The organism is Pseudomonas sp. S3_C06 (genome assembly GCF_054667675.1).
This window is the reverse complement of the sequence record NZ_CP162747.1, coordinates 5,482,660-5,500,372: the sequence shown is the minus strand read 5'-3', so window position 1 is coordinate 5,500,372 and position 17,713 is coordinate 5,482,660. Positions and strand designations below refer to the sequence as shown.

General features: G+C 59.3%; 20 protein-coding genes. 8 read left to right on the top strand and 12 right to left on the bottom strand.

Annotated features, from left to right (window positions below):
* The first annotated feature begins 167 nt into the window (after positions 1-167).
* On the top strand, positions 168-641 hold the full coding sequence (locus tag AB4N44_RS24530) for a cyclic nucleotide-binding domain-containing protein (RefSeq protein WP_034153174.1): 474 nt from the start codon (positions 168-170) through the stop codon (positions 639-641).
* Here the strand turns inward: AB4N44_RS24530 and AB4N44_RS24525 are convergent.
* The gene (locus AB4N44_RS24525; RefSeq protein ID WP_316917809.1) at positions 638-922 is read right to left on the bottom strand and encodes a hypothetical protein; all 285 of its coding nucleotides are present in this window, start codon (positions 920-922) and stop codon (positions 638-640) included. The genes AB4N44_RS24530 and AB4N44_RS24525 overlap by 4 nt on opposite strands.
* A gap of 80 nt (positions 923-1,002) precedes the next feature.
* On the opposite strand from AB4N44_RS24525, the gene AB4N44_RS24520 reads away from it, so the two are divergent.
* The 4 genes from AB4N44_RS24520 to AB4N44_RS24505 all read left to right on the top strand — a co-directional run bounded on the left by AB4N44_RS24520 (position 1,003) and on the right by AB4N44_RS24505 (position 3,171).
* Positions 1,003-1,689, top strand: coding sequence for a spermidine synthase (locus AB4N44_RS24520; protein ID WP_007911335.1), 687 nt, complete (start codon positions 1,003-1,005; stop codon positions 1,687-1,689).
* Between the two features lie 48 nt (positions 1,690-1,737).
* Positions 1,738-2,109, top strand: coding sequence for a YajD family HNH nuclease (locus tag AB4N44_RS24515; RefSeq protein ID WP_007911336.1), 372 nt, complete (start codon positions 1,738-1,740; stop codon positions 2,107-2,109).
* Positions 2,110-2,241: 132 nt separating this feature from the next.
* Positions 2,242-2,712 carry an RNA methyltransferase gene (locus AB4N44_RS24510; RefSeq protein WP_007911337.1) on the top strand — a complete coding sequence of 157 codons (471 nt, stop codon included), beginning with the start codon at positions 2,242-2,244 and terminating at the stop codon, positions 2,710-2,712.
* A gap of 81 nt (positions 2,713-2,793) precedes the next feature.
* Positions 2,794-3,171: a YgaP family membrane protein gene (locus tag AB4N44_RS24505; RefSeq protein WP_127926211.1), complete on the top strand. Its 378-nt coding sequence runs from the start codon at positions 2,794-2,796 to the stop codon at positions 3,169-3,171.
* A gap of 103 nt (positions 3,172-3,274) precedes the next feature.
* Here the strand turns inward: AB4N44_RS24505 and AB4N44_RS24500 are convergent, their stop codons facing one another.
* On the bottom strand, positions 3,275-4,504 hold the full coding sequence (locus AB4N44_RS24500; RefSeq protein ID WP_460107128.1) for a hypothetical protein: 1,230 nt from the start codon (positions 4,502-4,504) through the stop codon (positions 3,275-3,277).
* A gap of 35 nt (positions 4,505-4,539) precedes the next feature.
* Positions 4,540-4,989, bottom strand: coding sequence for a YcgN family cysteine cluster protein (locus AB4N44_RS24495; RefSeq protein ID WP_122608869.1), 450 nt, complete (start codon positions 4,987-4,989; stop codon positions 4,540-4,542).
* 280 nt (positions 4,990-5,269) lie between these two features.
* On the opposite strand from AB4N44_RS24495, the gene AB4N44_RS24490 reads away from it, so the two are divergent.
* Entirely contained in the window at positions 5,270-5,863 is a 594-nt protein-coding gene (locus tag AB4N44_RS24490) for a nitroreductase family protein (protein WP_116028869.1), read from the top strand.
* A 141-nt stretch (positions 5,864-6,004) separates the two neighbouring features.
* Here AB4N44_RS24490 and AB4N44_RS24485 read toward each other — a convergent pair whose 3' ends face one another.
* From AB4N44_RS24485 to AB4N44_RS24470, 4 genes are all read right to left on the bottom strand, one after another.
* A complete protein-coding gene (locus AB4N44_RS24485) occupies positions 6,005-6,937 on the bottom strand; it encodes a D-2-hydroxyacid dehydrogenase (RefSeq protein ID WP_127926209.1) in 933 nt (310 codons plus the stop codon).
* 104 nt (positions 6,938-7,041) lie between these two features.
* Positions 7,042-7,335: a YcgL domain-containing protein gene (locus tag AB4N44_RS24480; RefSeq protein ID WP_007911350.1), complete on the bottom strand. Its 294-nt coding sequence runs from the start codon at positions 7,333-7,335 to the stop codon at positions 7,042-7,044.
* Positions 7,332-8,465 carry a ribonuclease D gene (gene rnd, locus AB4N44_RS24475; RefSeq protein WP_077571546.1) on the bottom strand — a complete coding sequence of 378 codons (1,134 nt, stop codon included), beginning with the start codon at positions 8,463-8,465 and terminating at the stop codon, positions 7,332-7,334. Before rnd ends, AB4N44_RS24480 begins: the two co-directional genes overlap by 4 nt.
* 163 nt (positions 8,466-8,628) lie before the next feature.
* A complete protein-coding gene (locus AB4N44_RS24470; protein ID WP_150773820.1) occupies positions 8,629-10,278 on the bottom strand; it encodes a phosphoethanolamine transferase in 1,650 nt (549 codons plus the stop codon).
* A 414-nt stretch (positions 10,279-10,692) separates the two neighbouring features.
* Between AB4N44_RS24470 and AB4N44_RS24465 the strand changes: the two genes are divergently transcribed.
* A complete protein-coding gene (locus AB4N44_RS24465; protein ID WP_460107131.1) occupies positions 10,693-11,880 on the top strand; it encodes a cyanate transporter in 1,188 nt (395 codons plus the stop codon).
* 182 nt (positions 11,881-12,062) lie between these two features.
* A complete protein-coding gene (locus AB4N44_RS24460) occupies positions 12,063-12,998 on the top strand; it encodes a LysR family transcriptional regulator (protein ID WP_127926206.1) in 936 nt (311 codons plus the stop codon).
* Between the two features lie 3 nt (positions 12,999-13,001).
* Here the strand turns inward: AB4N44_RS24460 and AB4N44_RS24455 are convergent, their stop codons facing one another.
* The 5 genes from AB4N44_RS24455 to AB4N44_RS24435 form a co-directional block, all read right to left on the bottom strand.
* On the bottom strand, positions 13,002-13,367 hold the full coding sequence (locus AB4N44_RS24455) for a 5-carboxymethyl-2-hydroxymuconate Delta-isomerase (protein WP_127926205.1): 366 nt from the start codon (positions 13,365-13,367) through the stop codon (positions 13,002-13,004).
* A 165-nt stretch (positions 13,368-13,532) separates the two neighbouring features.
* A complete protein-coding gene (locus AB4N44_RS24450; protein WP_007911372.1) occupies positions 13,533-14,453 on the bottom strand; it encodes a LysR substrate-binding domain-containing protein in 921 nt (306 codons plus the stop codon).
* 73 nt (positions 14,454-14,526) lie between these two features.
* The gene (locus tag AB4N44_RS24445; protein ID WP_160038676.1) at positions 14,527-16,623 is read right to left on the bottom strand and encodes a DUF6311 domain-containing protein; all 2,097 of its coding nucleotides are present in this window, start codon (positions 16,621-16,623) and stop codon (positions 14,527-14,529) included.
* On the bottom strand, positions 16,620-17,006 hold the full coding sequence (locus AB4N44_RS24440) for a GtrA family protein (RefSeq protein ID WP_127926203.1): 387 nt from the start codon (positions 17,004-17,006) through the stop codon (positions 16,620-16,622). Before AB4N44_RS24440 ends, AB4N44_RS24445 begins: the two co-directional genes overlap by 4 nt.
* Positions 17,003-17,713 (bottom strand): class I SAM-dependent methyltransferase, encoded by a 711-nt coding sequence (locus tag AB4N44_RS24435; RefSeq protein WP_127926202.1) that lies wholly within the window; start codon positions 17,711-17,713, stop codon positions 17,003-17,005. The genes AB4N44_RS24440 and AB4N44_RS24435 overlap by 4 nt, the downstream gene beginning before the upstream one ends.

Here is a 17,713-nt window from a genome sequence, read left to right as displayed (position 1 = left end):
CCCAAGAGGCCGATACCCCCAAGATCCCCTGTAGGAGTGAGCCTGCTCGCGATAGCGGTATGTCAGTTAAAGATGATTTGAATGACCGACCGCTATCGCGAGCAGGCTCACTCCTACAAGGGATCGTGTGAAGCCTGAAACAGTGAAAACAAAAAGACCGTGACGACATGTCAGAACCGACCTTCCTGAACAACGAAATCCGCGACTGGCTGATGGACTGCGGCCTGTTCGATCAATTGCAGCTGGCCGACTTTGCGGCCGCTTCCGGCTACTTCAGCATCAGCACCGTGGCTGAGGGCGAGGCGATTTTCCGTGAGGGCGATGCCGGCAGTTTCATGTGCATCCTCCACACCGGCCAGGTCGCCGTGCAGAAAACCGGGCCCGATGGTCAGGTGATCACCATGGCCACCTTGCGCAGCGGTCGCGCGTTCGGCGAAATGGCCGTGCTCGACGGTGAACGACGCTCGGCCACCTGCGTCGCCGCGACTAACTGCCAGCTATTGAACCTCGGCAAGGATTCGCTGGAAAAAATGCTCAACGACGCGCCGAAGATCGCCGCGAAGATCATCCGCGCCCTCGCCGTCTCCCTGTCGAAACGACTGCGCATGGCCGACGGCCAACTGGCGGCGCAACAGGTTTAACCGCCGGGGGATTTTGCCTTGGTGCCGGTCGGTTCAATGCCCGGCACCGGTTGATCCTTGCTCGGCGGGCTGGGCATTTCAATCGGCACCAGCGGCGGGCTGCCACTGCCGGCACCCGACTTGGGAATGTTGATCGGCGTGATCTGCGGGTACGGCGTCGGCGTCGCGGTGCCGGGCGAACCGGGTTGCGGCGCCGGGCTGACCGGAATGGTCTGCTGCGCCTGCACTGCAGTAATCGAGAGCGCGGCCAGGGCAATGACCGTTAGAATGGTGCGCTTCATCAAGGGCTCCGTTTGGCCTCTAGTCTGCGCTCAGGCTACTCCCAACGGGCCTGCTTGCCTTCCCCCTTGTAGAGATTTCCATGAAACGTTTCGTTCTGCTCGACACCACCCCGATCCCTGAAAGCGGCGGTGCCCTGTGCCTGTTCGAATATGGCGAGGATTTCGTCATCAAGATCCAGGGCGGCGACGGCGGGCAACTGATGAACACGCGCATGCACGGTTCCGAAGATGCACTGGCCGAAATCCCTTGCCGCAAGGTCGCTGGCCGGCCGGATTCACGGGTGCTGATCGGCGGTCTGGGCATGGGTTTCACCCTCGCCTCGGCGCTCAAGCATTTGGGCAAGACTGCCGAAGTGGTAGTCGCTGAACTCGTGCCCGGCGTGGTCGAGTGGAACCGTGGCCCGCTCGGCGAGAAGTCCGGCCGGCCGCTGCTCGATCCGCGCACGGTGATCCGTCAGGAAGACGTGGCCAAGGTCCTGCAAAGCGAGCCGAACGGTTTCGACGCGATCATGCTCGATGTCGATAACGGCCCCGAAGGCCTGACCCAGAAGGCCAACAGCTGGCTGTACTCCGCCGCTGGTCTGAATGCCTGCGCCAAAGCCCTGCGCCCGAAAGGCGTGCTCGCCGTGTGGTCGGCCAGCGCCGACCGGCTGTTTTCCGACAAATTGAAGAAGGCCGGCTTCAAGGCCGAAGAAGTCCAGGTCTTCGCCCATGGCAACAAGGGCACGCGCCACACGATCTGGATTGCCGAGAAGCTCAAGGGCTGAGCTAAACTCTGCCCATAACCGTCATTAGTCTTTTACAAAGGTGAACCCATGAGTTCGTCCACCCCAACCAACACGTCGAAGCTGGATCGCATCCTCGCCGACAACCAGCGCGACAAGGAAATGGGCTACCGCGACAAAGCCCTGAAGATGTACCCGCACGTCTGTGGCCGCTGCACCCGTGAGTTTTCCGGCAAGCGCCTGAGCGAACTGACCGTGCACCACCGCGACCACAACCACGACAACAACCCGCAGGACGGCTCGAACTGGGAATTGTTGTGCCTGTATTGCCACGACAACGAACACTCGCGCTATACCGATCAGCAGTATTTCAGCGAAGGCTCGCTGAGCACGCCAAAGATTGCCAAGGCGACGCATAACCCGTTTGCCGCCCTCGCCGGATTGATGAAAAAAGAAGATTAAAAAGCAAAAGATCGCAGCCTTCGGCAGCTCCTACAGGGTGTACACCATCCAAATGTAGGAGCTGCCGAAGGCTGCGATCTTTTGATCTTATCCCCGTATAATCGCCCTCTTTTTCCCGAAGGCACCTCGCTCGTGGCAGACAAACGGTACAGCTGCATTGGTTTGTATAACCCCAAATCACCGGAGAACGTCGGTTCGGTGATGCGCGCCGCAGGCTGCTATGGCGTGGCGTCGGTGTTCTACACCGGCAAGCGTTATGAACGCGCCGCCGACTTCGTCACCGACACCAAGCGCGTGCACTACGACATCCCGCTGATCGGCATCGATGATCTGAAAAAGATCCTCCCGCTCAACTGCGTGCCGGTCGCCGTGGAACTGGTCGAGGGCGCCCGCCCGCTGCCGGAATACACTCACCCGGATCGCGCCCTGTACATCTTTGGCCCCGAAGACGGTTCGCTGGATAAAGAGATTCGCGACTGGTGCGAAGACGTCGTGTACATCCCGACCACCGGCTGCATGAACCTCGCCGCGACAGTCAACGTCGTGCTCTACGACCGCATGGCCAAGGGCTTGAACACCCGCTCCGGGCCAAAATTCCGCTGAAGCGCCGCACATTCGATGGAACGAGCTGACCGCTCCGGCAGTCAGCTTGTTTATCGATTACTCATTGCCTGGAGAAAGATCATGACCGAGCTCAAACGTGTCGAACGCATCGAATCCACCCCGTTCCAGAGCCATTCCGAGCAGAACGTCGAAGGCTGGGAGCGCATCGGCTCACTCGCGGGCGGCGTGATCATGGTCGGTAAAGGCCTGCGCCGTGGCGGCGTGTTCGGGTTGATTCAGGTGGCGATTGGCGGCGTGGCCATGGCGCGCGGGATTACCGGGCACAGTTCGGTGAAAAGCCTGTTTGAGAAAAGTCGTCAGGACATGAACAACGTGCGGGCGAAGATCGAAAGGGCCGGGGAAGAGCTGAGCAAGCTCAAGGCCAATGCCGAGGCGGCGACCAGCACCGCCACGGTGACCGGCAATGATTCGGTGAAATCGCCGAAAGCCGGGGTCTGATCCAAGAGTTGCGGTGGGGCTAATGGCCCCTTCGCGAGCAGGCTCGCTCCCACAGTTTGAAATGCATTCCCCTGTGGGAGCGAGCCTGCTCGCGAAAGCGGTATTACTGAAGCAACGCGGTATCAAGGACTTTGGAGGACTCACCGAGAACGCTCTCAGCCAGTTGCACAAACTCCTTGGTACTCACCGTCCCCAGATGCATCGCCCCACGCAACACGTCATCCAGCGAACGCTTGTTGCGCGTCTTCAAGCGAATCTCGCGATCCAGCTCCTGCAGCACCACCACCGCTTTCGCCACCTGCGCCGGGCTGATCTGCTCGCCGCGCAAGGTCGTGACCTTCTGGCTGTCCCTGGCCAGTTTCGTCTGTAGCGTTTGATACCGCTCATCACTCATGCCACCGGCACGGCGCACCAGTTCAATGGCGTAATACTCGGCAAAACCTTCGCTGATCCAGTCGCTGCGCTGCTCGTCGTTGATCCGCCCGAACACCTGCGCCAACTCACGTACCAGCGCACTGCTACCGCTTTCGCTGACCAGCGGCAAGCGCGTGTTCACGTAAATGGATTCATGCGCACCGAGGCTGCCGCGCCACATCGGGTCGTTGGCGCCGACGATCAACAGTTTGGCCGGATGGCGAGGATAAACCGCCTGTACCTGCGGCCAGACGAACGTCAGCAAGGTCAGCACGTCCATACGGCGCATGCCCTGCCCTTGCGGCGAGGCTACGGTGACTTCGGTTTCGCCCAGCCGTGTGCGGCGGCTGCCGAGGTGTCCGGCGAGCATCCAGCCCGTCGGGCGGTCAAACAGGCGTGACGGGTTATCGATGCGGAATTTGTTTTTGCCGACGCGCGGCCAAGCGGTTTCGACGCTTTTCCAGCCTTCAGGTAGTTCGAATTGCAGACGCGCGACCAGTTCGGTGCCGTCCTGCTGATCGAGTTTGGCCGGCGGCACCAACTCATCGCCGCGCATCAGTGCCCAGTTCGGGGTCATGCGCGTGTCGAAGCTGCCGTTCTTGCGGCCGTGGCTGATGCGCACGCGGTAGGTCAGGCTGGACTTGTCACTGGTCGGGCGCCAGACGCCCCGTGCGTTTTTGCCTGGGGTCAGCAGCCATTGGCCGTCGGCCTTGAAATCAGAGTAATGGCTGCCATCGCCAAGGTCGAAATCCAGGCTGCGCACCGCCTCGCCTTTGGCCAGGGTCAGACGCACTTCGGCCTGATCGCTCTGCGGCAACAGGCGCACGTGATAATCCAGATCGACTTTCTTCGCCGCCCAGACCGGCGCGCTCAACGCCAGCAGCGCAACCATCAACGCCTGCGGCAATCCGACAGCCATACGCACTCCTTGGTAAAGCTTGGAACAGCAGGTGTCTAACCTGCGCGGAAAATCAGGTGATCTTCCCAGTCATCTTCCGGCACGCTGCCTTCGGCAAGCATGCGCCCGGACTGGGAAATCCGTTCGTGGTGCACCGCGTCGCGATCGCCGCAGACCAGGTGGTGCCACAACGGCAGATCCTTGCCTTCGCTGACCAGTCGATACCCGCAGGTCGGCGGCAGCCATTTGAATTCTTCGGCCTGGCCCGGGGTGAGCTGGATGCAATCCGGGACAAACTTGAGGCGGTTCGGGTAATCGCTGCACTGGCAGGTTTTCAGGTCCAGCAGTTTGCAGGCGATGCGCGTGTAATAAACGCTGTTGTCCTCTTCATCCTCGAGTTTTTGCAGGCAGCACAGACCACAGCCGTCGCACAGCGATTCCCATTCCTCGTGATCCAGTTGATCGAGGGTTTTGCGTATCCAGAACGGTTCGACTTTGGCGGCCATGGCTCAAGCATCAACATCAGGTGGTGAAAAGGCCGCCAGTCTAGTGCCCAAGGCCCGGCGGGCCAAGCGCTGGCGACTGCCGGTTGTGCGGGACTTGTCAGTTTTTGTGGCGGCGCGTAGCTTTGCCTGTCGTCACGAGCCTTGTCCGGAAGCCATTAACGCTCGACCGCGTTGCATTCCGGTGAACTGTCATGGCTCGCCAAACCCCATTGTTCAGCGCACCTGATCCCGCCGGGTTTGCAATCGAATCTCTTACTCAAACGTAGCCAGGAATCTCTCGATGAGTGCCAACCCTCGCGTTGCCGATTACGCCATTCACCCGCAATTCACCGACCGCTGGTCGCCGCGCGCCTTCACCGGTGAAGCGATCCCGGAAGAAACCCTGCTGAGCTTCTTCGAAGCCGCGCGCTGGGCGCCTTCGGCGTACAACTCGCAGCCGTGGCGTTTCCTGTATGCGCGTCGCGATACGCCGAACTGGGAGCGTTACCTGGGCCTGTTGAATGAGTTCAACCGTAGCTGGGCGCAGCATGCGTCGGCGCTGGTGATCGTGATTTCGAAAACCACTTTCACTGCACCCGGAGCGACGGAAGAAACTCCAGCGTTGTGGCACACGTTCGACACCGGTTCGGCGTGGGGCCATCTGGCGCTGCAAGCGAGCATCAGTGGCTGGCACACCCACGGCATGGCCGGTTTCGATCAGGAACTGACGCGCAAGGAGTTGAATATTCCTGAAGGTTACGCGCTGCACGCGGCCGTGGCGGTCGGCAAACTCGGTGACAAGGCAACGCTGGCTGAATACCTGCAAGCCCGTGAAGAGCCGAGCCCGCGTCGTCCGCTGAACGAACTGGCGGCGGAAGGCGACTTCACCCTCTAATCCACACGCAAATGATCGTTCCCACGCTCCGCGTGGGAATGACTCAAGGGACGCTCCGCGTTCCAATGGGACGCAGAGCGTCCCCGGCTGCATTCCCACGCGGAGCGTGGGAACGATCTGAACATTTTATCGGGCGAACATTCAATATCCGCGGTTGAAATCCACTTCCCCGCGCAACGCTTCGCTCGCCTGATACGCCTTCAGGTTCTCGACAAACAGCTGCACCATCAACGCCGGTGACGTCGGTGCCGAGCTGTGCCCGGTCAGCAGCAAACCCCAGGCGGTCCAGAACGGATGCCGTTGCGGCAATGGCTCCTGACGGCAAACGTCGATCACCGCCCCCGCCAGATGCCCTTCCTTCAATGCTTCAACCAAGTCCGCATCGACTACCGCGACCCCGCGCCCGGCATTGATAAACAACCCGGTCGGCTTGAATTGCTTGAACAGCGCCGCGTCGTAGATATCGTGGGTGTGCTCGGTGTTCGGCAGCAGGTTGACCACGTAATCCACCTCGCCCACCAGGCGTGGCAGATCGGCCATCGAACCGACTTCGACAAACGGCGCCTGCTCACGGGCGCTGCTGGCGATGCCGTACAACTCGATGCCGAATGGCAGCAGGAATTGCGCCACGCTCTGGCCGATGTCGCCAGTGCCGACGATCAGCACCTTGCGCCCGACCAGACTCTGGCCGCTGCGGTTGTCCCACTTGCGCTCGACCTGGCTGACCAGTCGCGCCAACACTTCGCGCTCATGGCCAAGAATGTAAGTCAGCACGTATTCAGCCATCACCTGACCAAAAATCCCCACCGCGCGGGTCAAGCGATAATCGCGACGCAAGCCATCGGCAAGCAGCGGCGTGATGCCGGCCCAGGTCGATTGCAGCCATTGCGGTTGATGGCCCTGACGCAACAGGGTCGCCAGCAGATCCGGCTGGCCCAGCCACACCGGGCAATCGGCGGCCTGACGGGCCAGCTCGGCGGAGTCGCCACTGGTCAGTACTTCAAGCTCCGGCGCTGCCTGACGCAGCAGCCGGGCGTAAATCGCGTGGTCGTGTTCAGCAATCAGAACGCGCATCTTCAAACCTTTCGCAAACCGTGCAGACGGCCGCCGGATTCGGGCGACCATCGCGGTAAAAACAGTTCCTGGGTAAACCGAGACTCAGAACAGAGCCTCGCAGATCAGACAGGGTCGTTGCGTCGCAGCAACTCTTCGGGCAAGTGCTCGATGTACTCGTCCTCGGCCGGCGGCATCTGCAGGTGGTAGCCCTGCTTGTCGAGGTTCTCCAGGACCACGACGATGTCTTCGCTGGCCAGTTTGCGCTCGGGCGACAGCACCAGATCGAAGGAATGCTTCGGCTTGCCGAACGCCAGCATCAGCGCTTCCGGCACACGCTCAAGCGCATCGCTCTTGAGCACATAAAGGTACATGCCGCTGCGCTTGGAGCTTTGGTAGATGGAACAAATACGTTTCAAGGCTGTTCTCCGGCGGTGGCCAGGCTGTCGAGCAGCTTCTGACCCATGAGTTCGCGGCGCCAGCCACGCAGCGACTCAGGCAATTGGTAAGGACCCTCGGGGTAGCCACTTTTGACCAGGGCTTCGAGGGTTTTCTTGCGCAGCATCAGTTCCGGGGCAATGCCCAGACGCTCGGCCTCAGCCTGGCCCAATGCGCGCAGTTGTTTGATCAACGCAGCCGCTTCGATCGGCAATGGCTCCGCTACGGCGGGCGGCCATTGATCAGGCCCCACACTGCCAGAGCGCTTGATCAGATCAAGCAGAAACTGGCCGTCCTGACGCACGGTACGCGGGTGCATGTCTTCGATCTTGCCCAGCGCCGCGAGGTTGTCCGGTTGCGTGCGGGCCAGCGGCCACAGCGAATGCTCGCGGACGATGCGGTTGCGCGGCAGATCGCGGGCACGGGCTTCTTTTTCACGCCAGGCGCACAGCTCACGCAGTACCGCCAGTTGTGCGCGCGAAAGTTTCCACGCCAGCTTGGCCTCGCGGTAGACCTCGTATGGATCGGTTTCGCGGCGCAGGTTGGCAACCAGTTCGGCGCCGTCCTCCAGCACCCATGCGAATTTGTCGTCGGACAGTTTCGGCCGCAGCTGTACGAAAACCTCGGCCAGATGCACCGCATCTTCGGCGGCGTAGCTGATTTGCGTGTCGGACAACGGACGCTGCAACCAGTCGGAGCGAGTCTCGCCCTTCGGCAGTTCGATGCCGAGCACTTCCTGCACCAGCCGCGAATAGCCCATCGAGAAACCGAGGTTCAGGTAAGCCGCGGCCAGTTGCGTGTCGAACATTGGCGCCGGCAGGCTGCCGGTCAGGCGCAACAGCACTTCGAGGTCTTCGCTGCAGGCATGCAGGACTTTGAGCACTGCCGGGTTTTCCAGCAGAGCGGCCAGCGGTTGCCAGGCGTTGATGGTCAGCGGATCGATCAGGTAGGCGCGCTTGCCGTCGCCCACCTGCAGCAGGCCGGCAATCGGGTAGAAGGTGTCGACCCGCATGAATTCGGTGTCGAGGGCAACGAACGGCAGCTGCTGCCACTCGGCGCAAAACTGCGCGAGGCTTTCGTTGTCGCGAATCCAGTGAATATCGATGGCCACACGGCTCTCCCTTGAAGAATGGCGCGCAGTATATATCGCCACCGGCGATTTACGCGCCTGTGAAGGGCAAGAGCTGTAACGAAATGTCCTGCCAAAGAGCAAGAATAGTCTGACAGAGAAAACAGACAGGCCCGTCAGGTCAGGATGACCGGCCCGAATCGGCTCAGTCCTTGGCCAGCACGCCGTCGATCACCGCGCCACGGCAACCCGCGAACATGTCCAGATCCGGCTGATAGACCTTGCTCTTGACCTCGAGCAGGCCAAGCATCGAGTGGAACAGGTTGTCCTGACTCAGCGGTTTGTCGCGGCTCATCTGCAGGCAATGGGTGTCGACCGAATAGGCCTTCTGATAGTTGTCGGAGAACCACGCGAGCATGGCGACATGCTTTTGTTGCTCTGGCGCCAACATGTAAGGCGTGCCATGCAGGAACAGGTTGTATTCGCCCAGTGACTCGCCGTGGTCCGACAGATACAACATCGCGGTGTCGACTTTGTCCTGATTGCTGCGCAATACATCGATCAGGCTCGATAGCACATGGTCGGTGTACACCAGCGTGTTGTCGTAGCCGTTGACGATACTTTCGCGGCTGCAATTGTTCAGCGCGTTACTTTCACAAACAGGTGTGAAGTGCTCGTATTCCTTCGGATAACGCTTGAAGTATTCCGGACCGTGACTGCCCATCTGGTGCAGGACCAGCACCGTGTCTTTGTCCAGATGATCGATAAAGCTTTGCAAACCTTGCAGGAGGATTTCGTCACGGCACTCGCTGTTGGCGCACAGCGCCGGATCTTTCAGGTTGCTGACATCCTGCAAGGTGACCCGATCACAGGTGCCTTTGCAGCCGGACTGGTTGTCGCGCCAGATCACGTCGATACCCGCACGTTTGAGCACGTCGAGCAGACCTTCTTCATTTTTCGCCTTGCTCGCGTCGTAATCCTTTCGGCCCATGTTGGAGAACATGCACGGCACCGAAACAGCCGTTTCCGTACCGCAGGAGTGCACATCGGTAAAGGCGATCAACCCGGCTTCCTTGTCGAGTGTCGGTGTGGTGTCACGGTCATAGCCGAGGATGCCGAAGTTCTCTGCCCGAGCGCTTTCACCTACGACCAGCACGGTCAGGGATTTGCGCGGCTGGAGTTTCAGATCGGGATTGCGCTGAGCATCTTCGCCGATCTTGACGAACGGTTGCTGCGCCGAAACCACTTGCTCACGCAAGTAACCGGCCGATGCGCCAATGTAGTTGCTCGGCACCAGCATCAGGCGAATTTCGTGATGGTTGCGAAACAGTGAAGACAAGCCCTGATAGTTGGCCAGGGCCACGCCGCCAATTACTGCTACCGAGGCGACACTGACAATAACTTTACTGAACAACTCACGGTGCCAGCGACGATAATTAATCGGTAACTTCCACAATATCCAGGAGGGCAAGACACCGAGCAACAGAATATATGCAAACAACTTCAATGAGAGCAGATCACGCACTTCCGTCGCATTGGTTTCGGCAAAGTTGCGAAACATGCCGGCATCGATCATGACGCCGTATTGATTCATGAAGTAAGCCACACCGGCGCTGATCAGGAATATCAGCGTCAACAGTGGTTTGAGCAACGGGCGGAATGCCAGAACCGTCAGCACGATGTTGAATGCCGCGAGGATCATCACCCCGAACGCCACGCGCATGGCGATGCCCTTGCCATCAGCGGCAGTGATCTCGAAGAGGTGCTGCCAGAGGACAACATTGCAGCCAATTAAAAGAAAGGCACTGGCAATCAACGTCACCCATTCCGGGCGCACGGCTTTTAACTTCAACATAGAAAGGGGCGATCCTGAAAAGAAGATCCTTGGTCAAGGAGAGAAAATTCAATTGTGAAAATTTCATTAACTAAGGCATGACAAACTTTAAGCAGGCAACCATCAATTTTTTGTGAAAAAGACGCCAACGAATAGTTGGCTTTTGGTGATGTGATGAAACTTGTGAAGTATTTGAGAATGGTTCAGCTTTTATTCAGTAAAAACAACACGGCAGTTCATTGTGGGAGCAAGCCTGCTCGCGAAGAGGCCGGCACATTGAACACTTTGGGTGACAGACAATCCGCTTTCGCGAGCAGGCTCGCTCCCACCAAGGGTGGCGGGGTATCGAGTTTTTAAATACTGCTCAGGATTTTCTGGTTTGCCCGGACTAGACAGCTCTGCGCCTAATCATCCGCCCCGCCCAAAGGTCTGATGATGGAAAACGTTCGCGCCACCGCTCGCCCCGCCGCCTGGTTGATGCTCGCCATTATTCTCGTAGCCCTCAATCTGCGTCCGTCGATGGCGGCAGTCGGTCCGTTACTGTCGGCCATTCGCGGTGACATCCCGCTGAGTTTCACTGTCGCTTCACTGCTGACCATGCTGCCGGTGATGGCCATGGGGCTGGCGATGTTTTTCGGCATTGGCATCAGTCAACGGCTGGGTGAGCAACGCACGGTATTGCTGTCCTTGCTGATCATCGGCCTGGCGACATTGTCACGACTGTTTATCGACTCTGCCGCCCAACTGATTGCAAGCGCCGTGCTGGCCGGCATCGGCATAGCACTGATTCAGGCGTTGATGCCGGCGCTGATCAAATCGCGCTTTGCTGACAACGTCGCGCTGTGCATGGGTCTATACGTCACATCGATCATGGGTGGCGCCGCGCTTGCCGCCTCGCTCGCGCCGCTGGTGATGGTGCAGACCGGGAGCTGGCGCAGTGGTCTGGCCTTCTGGGCGATTCTGGCTTTGCTCGCGTTTGTGTTCTGGTGGTTCCAACGCCGCCAGCAACCCTCCACGGAGATGGCGGCAACCAGAAAAGATTCGTTCTTCGCCAATTCCCGCGCCTGGTTACTGGCGATCTTCTTTGGTTTGGGTACGGCGTCCTACACCTGTGTGCTCGCCTGGCTCGCCCCTTACTACGTGGAAAAAGGCTGGAGCGAACCAAACGCCGGGCTGCTGTTAGGTTTTCTGACAGCCATGGAGGTGATTTCCGGCCTGGTGGTTCCCGCTATCGCCAATCGCCACCGTGATCGGCGCGCGGTTCTGATGGCGCTGCTGACGCTGATCATCGCCGGGTTTTGCGGCTTGATCCTCAGCCCGCAACATCTCAGCCTGCTGTGGCCCTGCCTGTTGGGGCTGGGCATTGGCGGTTTGTTTCCGATGAGCCTGATCGTCTCGCTCGATCACCTCGACAACCCGCAACGTGCCGGAGCGCTGGCTGCTTTCGTGCAGGGCATTGGTTACTTGATCGCCGGCCTCTCGCCGCTGTTGGCCGGAATGATCCGCGATCGACTCGGCAGCTTCGAATGGGCCTGGTGGTCGCTGATGGCAGTGATGGGTTTGATGATGCTGATGGTGTGGCGCTTCGATCCTCGGCATTACCTGCGGCACTTTCAGGGATAAAGCTAAAGGCCTCTGGCCATCTTTCCGCGCTTTGATCGGCGACGTCGTGTTACTAAAACTTTCTGTCCCACAACTGACCGTGAAACGTCCTACAGGGCTTTGTCCTGGCACCATCGTTCCGTTAGGATCATTCGCACACGTTTGCGCGGATTCAGCGCAAGGAGCACAGCGAGACAGAACGGATGCTGAACAGTAACTTGCTACGCAAGCTCGACATGCAGGACCTCATGGTATTTCTCGCCGTTTATGAGCAAAGCAGCGTCACCGATGTGTCGGAAACCCTGTTCGTCAGCCAGTCCACCGTCAGTTACTGTCTGAAAAAACTGCGCACCAGTTTCGAAGACGAACTGTTCATCAACACCCGCACCGGCATGCGTCCGACCTACAAGGCCAGCAGCATGTACGGCCATGTGCAGAAGATCCTCGAAAGCATCAACCTGTGCCACGCCGGCGCCCCCACGTTCGACCCGACCCAACAGGCCGTCACCTTCAACATCTGCGCCCCGGAATACTTCGAACAGTTGATTCTGCCGCGCCTGTTGAAGCGTTTCGACTTCGACGATCTGCCGGTGATGGTCAACATGCACAAGTTTGAAACCGATGTGCCGGCGGATGAGTTGCGCGATGGCAGCCTCGATCTGGTGATCAGTTTCGGCCCCAACTTCCACCGTCATCACACTGACCTGAAATCACGGATGCTGCTGGAGGATGATCTGGTCTGCGTCTTCGACAAGCGCGCCACGCCACTGGAACCGCGCCTGAGCCTGCAAGCCTTCACCGAACGCCGGCACGTGTTCCCGACACCGTGGACGTCAACCACCAACATGGTCGACGGCTGGCTGGCGCGGCAGGCGCAGAAGCGCCAGATCGTCGCGCGCTCGAACAGCTACAGCGCCGCGCTGAAAATGATCACCGGGACAGATTTCATCCTCACCCTGCCCCGCCGTATTCAGCGTTTGCTGACCAACGAAGCGGTGTTCAATCACTGTGAAGCGCCGAACGGCTTGCCCGGCTTTACCCTCGACATGCAGTGGTGCCAGAGCGTTGATCAGGACAGCGCCAATCTGTGGTTGCGCGAGCAGGTGGTCAATGTGTGCAACGAGCTCGAAGCGGCCTGAATCCTACGCGCCAATCGCGGTTTTGCTGTAGGACTCGCGATCCATATCGACCAGCTCGACACACAGCTGCACTTCGACGCCGGCCGGCCATTCGCACAGGTCCTGCAAGACCGCCAACAGGCTTTCTGACAACTGCTTCTTGATCTGCGGCGAACGCCCGCTGAGCAGCGCCAGCTTCACATAGACGAAGGCGCGCTCGGCCATGGCGGTGCCGACCTTGAACGTCTCGACTTTAATCGCACGACTTTTGATATCGAACTCCGCCGCGAACTGACCGGACCCCACCAGGGTGTTGTTGAGCCGGATCAATGCGACGTCGGCGTTCAGCTGCGGCAGGTTGGCGGTGTATTCCATGTGCAGGTGTGGCATTGCAGGTCCCCGGTGGGTTGGCAGAAAGGTCGTACATATAGCACATGCGGCTCATCACCAATCCCTGTAGGAGCTGTCGAGTGAAACGAGGCTGCGATCTTTTGATCGTGAGATTTGAAGATCAAAAGATCGCAGCGTGCCGCAGCTCCTACACGGTGTTATGGCTCAGGATGGGGTCAGTGGCCGTTCACTCATGAATTGCTCCAGCCTTGAGCGCAGCCAACGCTCGGCCGGGTCGCTGTCCACATGGCTGAGCCAGACCATCGACAGATCCAGCGTCGGTGTTTTGAATGGAAACGGTTCCTTGAACAGTAACCCGGAGGTGGCCATGGCCGCTGCGGTGTAATCCGGCAGACTGGCGATCAGATCAGTACCGGCCAGCAGCGCTGGTAAAGCACTGTATTGCGGCACCGACAGTACCACTTGGCGCGTGCGCCCCAGCTCCGCCAGCCACTCATCGGCAAAACCACTGACGTTGGCCGTGTGCGAAACCAGTACATGCGGGCGCGCGCAATATTCGTCCAGCGTCAGCGGTGTATCGCTGGCGTCGGCGCGCAGAATGCTCGGCTGGATATGCCGCAGCAATTTGCGCTTGGCATTGGCCGGCAGACCACGGGTCTGACTGATGCCGACCGTGATGTCGCCCGCCGCCAGCAGATCGGGAATCCGCCAGTAATCAACGTGTTGCACGACAAACACCACGTTCGGCGCTTCCTGACGCAGCGCACGCAACAGTGGCGGCAGCAGGCCGAATTCGACGTCATCGGACAGGCCGATGCGGAAAGTCATGGTGCTGACGGCCGGATCAAAATCGCGGGTCAGGCTCAGCGCGACGGACAGTGAATCCAGCGCCGGCTTGAGATGGCGAAAAATATCTTCGGCGCGGGCGGTCGGCTCCATGCGATGACCGACGCGGATGAACAGCGGATCGTTAAGCATCGTGCGCAAGCGGTTAAGCGCCGAACTGATGGTCGGCTGGCCGAGAAACAGTTTCTCGGCGGCCCGGGTCACGTTGCGTTCGAGCATCAAGGTCTCGAACACCACCATCAGATTGATGTCGGCTTTGCGTAGTTCATTGCGGTTCATCCATTGCCCCCTGCCCCCCGGAATACCGGCAGTGTAGAAAGGCGCAGGCCCCGGCGTCCATCGCCACAGTGCGTCAGTTCACCGTCAAGTGCTTCAAGCCCAGGCCCATGACCCGTGAATCGTCGTTCAATCCCATTTGTTCCGGGCTGATGGCGTCGGGTAATTGCAGCTCGATCGTCAGGCGATCGTTGTCCGCCAACTGCTGGCGGATCGTCGCAGGGATCGGGATTTCCAGATGATTATCCTGAAGTTGCGTCAGCCGCGTGGTCAGCACCTGCTCACCGTTCAAACTGACGATCACTCGCTGCGCCGGGTGTTGCGGGTAAACGAAAGCCAAGGCATCGAGGACGATCGAGCGCGCCTCGGGTGTCAGCCGCAAGTCAATCTGCGCCCGCTGCCCCGCCGACCATGTCCCCCAGCTTTCCGGAGTCGACCAGCCGCTGGTGAGCTGCCGGGTGGTATGGTTGAACGTCATGACCTGACCGGGGCGCGACAGCGCCAGCCATGACATTCGCCGGCCTTCATCCGGCATGCTCAAGCATTGCGAACAGCGCTTCCAGCCCGGCGCCAGCACCACCAGGCCATCCACTCTGGTCAGCAGATCGGTTTCACTGTCGACGTTTTTCGCGGCGTCCACCAATACGGAATCGTCAAGGATGTACAGCGAGTCAGTGTCGTATTGCCCCGACTCAAGCATGCGCTGTGTTTTTTGCCGAGCCTGCTCCAGCGCTTTCGAACTCATCCGCCCCATATAAACAGCGTCGGTTTTCATGCCATGAGTGGCGGCAAAAGTGGCGATATCCTGCCAGCGTTCAGACTGATTCTGCGGCATCAGGCTGCGGATTTTCGGGTAATGCGCCGCTGCATTTGCCCAGAACGGATCACGCATCGGCGTTGCCCATTCGGCGGACGGTGCGAGCATTTTGCTTTGCCGCAGCCCCATCCAGCCATTACGTGTGTCGACGATCTGAATCGCCAGCGCCAACGCCAGCAGAGCAATGACCGTACGCGGACGGAAACCGCGTACCAACAGAAAAATCACCAGCAGGGTAAGCACATACAACACCGGCCAGAACATCCGGCCCGAGGCGCGAAAAACATTGGCCAGGCCGATCGCAATTTTCGGCAATGGATAGCTGAACGTCTGTGCACCGAAGCCGATCTGATTCGATAACGCGAACACCCACAGCGCGATCAACGCCGCCAGCAACCATGGCCGCGCACGCAACTGGATCTGCAACGGCTGGCGGTTTCTCAGCCAGGCGATAATCGCTACAGGCACCAGCAACAACACCCCCAACCCCAGGTAGTTGAAGCCCTCGTAATCGCCACTGGCCTTTGGCAGATTCGGCAAAATCAACGACCAGCCTGCCGGATCGAATGGCGACAGCAGATTCATCCGGTATAAACCGAAACCGCCGGACTTTACGCCATCGGCAATGGCGAAGTAACCCGTCTGCCAGCAACACAGGCTCACCACGGCGAACAGCAACATGCCTTCTAGCAGGCTCTGACGCCGAGTCAATTGTTGGCTGAAGGTCTTGCCGAGCAGATCAGCGACCCAGATCAACGCAACCATTGCGAGCAGGTACGCATGCACCATCGCCGTCACAGCCAACAACGTGCCCCAGGCCAGGCGCCGTCGATGCAGCTTCGGCAACAACGCCAGGTACAACGCGGCAAGAATCAGAAAATGCCCGGCCAGTGAAAGGTGGCCGCCCATGCGCAGAAACATTGGCGGCGAAAACACCAGTAATCCTGTTCCCAACAGCCGTACCAGCGGATTCGTTGTTATCAGCCCCAGCAGCTTCCAGGCAAACCAGGCTTGCAGAACGAAACACGCCAACAGCCACAGACCGAAGTACTGGAAGGTCGCCGGCAACCAGGCATTGAACGGTTTGAACAGCAGCGCCAGCAGCGGATTGGAGTCGGAAAAAATGATCGAGCTGCCCAATTCCAGACCATAGAACGGGTTGAGCCCGAGCGGAAAGGTCCACGGGGAATGCCGGAAATACGCCCACCCCAGATAATGCGTCGCCGGGTCGCCCTGCTCCAGCCAGGCAATATTTTGCGGATCCAGCGCTTGTGGCCCGATCACGCAGAAGAACGCCAACACGCCGAGCAACAACGGCAAAACGCCCAACGCCGGATGCTTTGCTGAATCCTTCATCGATACGTCCAGAAATTGTGCAAGACAAAGGTGAATGCCGGAATCGTCAGCGCTACCGCGACGATGCCCAGCAAGTAAGGCAACCCGGCAATCTGCGCCGCCCAGGCAACGAACATCGCGAGGAAAAAACCACCCGTGGAAACCAGCAGAAAACGCCGCAGCGTTCGCCCGTGCAGACGGGCAGAAAAACTCCAGGTGGTGTTGATTACGTAGGACACCACCGTTGCCACCGCAAACGCCACACCATTGGCAAGGGGCGGTTGCGCGGCGATGAAGTTGATGAACAGCACCGCCACTAGCGCATGCAGCGCGGTGACGAACAGACCGGTCACGGCGAAGCGCAAACCGCGCTGAATCAGCGCTGATTTTTCGCCTGAAGTCACGGCTTTTGCGCCAACACAAAAACACTCAAACCGGCGAGACGGTTCATGCCCATCAACGGCAATTCAAGGCTGCACAAGGTCTTGAGTACGCCGTTCACCAACGGATGATGGCGTTTGAGTTGCGAACGCGCCGGCTGGGTTTGGGCGCTTTGCGGCAACAATCGCAACGCCGCCGCAATCGGGAACACCGCACCGAAATAATAGGCACCGCGCTGCACCGTCAAACCGGCATCGCGCGCCAGTGTCTCGAACTGCGCCAGGGTGTAGCGCCGTTTGTGTTCAAGAAAGTCATCGTGGCCGCTCCACAGAAACTGGAATGCCGGCACCGTCATCAGGAAGCGACTGCCCGATGGCACTTTATCGACATACATCTTGAGCAAGCCGAGGTCGTCATCGACATGCTCCAGTACGTCCATCAACAGCACCAGATCGGCATCGATGGTTTCAATTGCGCGACGGTAATGCACCGGTTTGCCGGCGGTGGTCGCGCTGGAGTCGGCGGGATAACTGATATCCACGCACCACGCTTCGCGGGCATCGGTATGCGTCAGCAAATGATGGGAGAAAAATCCCGAGCCAGCGCCGACATCGAGTATTCGACTGATGCGGGCATCGCCCAGCATTCGTCTGGTGGCTGCGGCTTTCGAGCAGTAATACCAATGCTCGCCGATGCTGTCGCCGAGGATGTCGGTTTCCTTGAGATCCAT

What these genes read in the sequence shown, in the direction of transcription:
- AB4N44_RS24530 (WP_034153174.1), top strand. Translation starts at nt 168, where the DNA reads ATGTCAGAACCGACCTTCCTGAACAACGAAATCCGCGACTGGCTGATG.
- AB4N44_RS24525 (WP_316917809.1), bottom strand. Translation starts at nt 922, where the DNA reads ATGAAGCGCACCATTCTAACGGTCATTGCCCTGGCCGCGCTCTCGATT.
- AB4N44_RS24520 (WP_007911335.1), top strand. Translation starts at nt 1,003, where the DNA reads ATGAAACGTTTCGTTCTGCTCGACACCACCCCGATCCCTGAAAGCGGC.
- AB4N44_RS24515 (WP_007911336.1), top strand. Translation starts at nt 1,738, where the DNA reads ATGAGTTCGTCCACCCCAACCAACACGTCGAAGCTGGATCGCATCCTC.
- AB4N44_RS24505 (WP_127926211.1), top strand. Translation starts at nt 2,794, where the DNA reads ATGACCGAGCTCAAACGTGTCGAACGCATCGAATCCACCCCGTTCCAG.
- AB4N44_RS24500 (WP_460107128.1), bottom strand. Translation starts at nt 4,504, where the DNA reads ATGGCTGTCGGATTGCCGCAGGCGTTGATGGTTGCGCTGCTGGCGTTG.
- AB4N44_RS24495 (WP_122608869.1), bottom strand. Translation starts at nt 4,989, where the DNA reads ATGGCCGCCAAAGTCGAACCGTTCTGGATACGCAAAACCCTCGATCAA.
- AB4N44_RS24490 (WP_116028869.1), top strand. Translation starts at nt 5,270, where the DNA reads ATGAGTGCCAACCCTCGCGTTGCCGATTACGCCATTCACCCGCAATTC.
- AB4N44_RS24485 (WP_127926209.1), bottom strand. Translation starts at nt 6,937, where the DNA reads ATGCGCGTTCTGATTGCTGAACACGACCACGCGATTTACGCCCGGCTG.
- AB4N44_RS24470 (WP_150773820.1), bottom strand. Translation starts at nt 10,278, where the DNA reads ATGTTGAAGTTAAAAGCCGTGCGCCCGGAATGGGTGACGTTGATTGCC.
- AB4N44_RS24465 (WP_460107131.1), top strand. Translation starts at nt 10,693, where the DNA reads ATGGAAAACGTTCGCGCCACCGCTCGCCCCGCCGCCTGGTTGATGCTC.
- AB4N44_RS24460 (WP_127926206.1), top strand. Translation starts at nt 12,063, where the DNA reads ATGCTGAACAGTAACTTGCTACGCAAGCTCGACATGCAGGACCTCATG.
- AB4N44_RS24455 (WP_127926205.1), bottom strand. Translation starts at nt 13,367, where the DNA reads ATGCCACACCTGCACATGGAATACACCGCCAACCTGCCGCAGCTGAAC.
- AB4N44_RS24450 (WP_007911372.1), bottom strand. Translation starts at nt 14,453, where the DNA reads ATGAACCGCAATGAACTACGCAAAGCCGACATCAATCTGATGGTGGTG.
- AB4N44_RS24445 (WP_160038676.1), bottom strand. Translation starts at nt 16,623, where the DNA reads ATGAAGGATTCAGCAAAGCATCCGGCGTTGGGCGTTTTGCCGTTGTTG.
- AB4N44_RS24435 (WP_127926202.1), bottom strand. Translation starts at nt 17,713, where the DNA reads ATGGATCTCAAGGAAACCGACATCCTCGGCGACAGCATCGGCGAGCAT.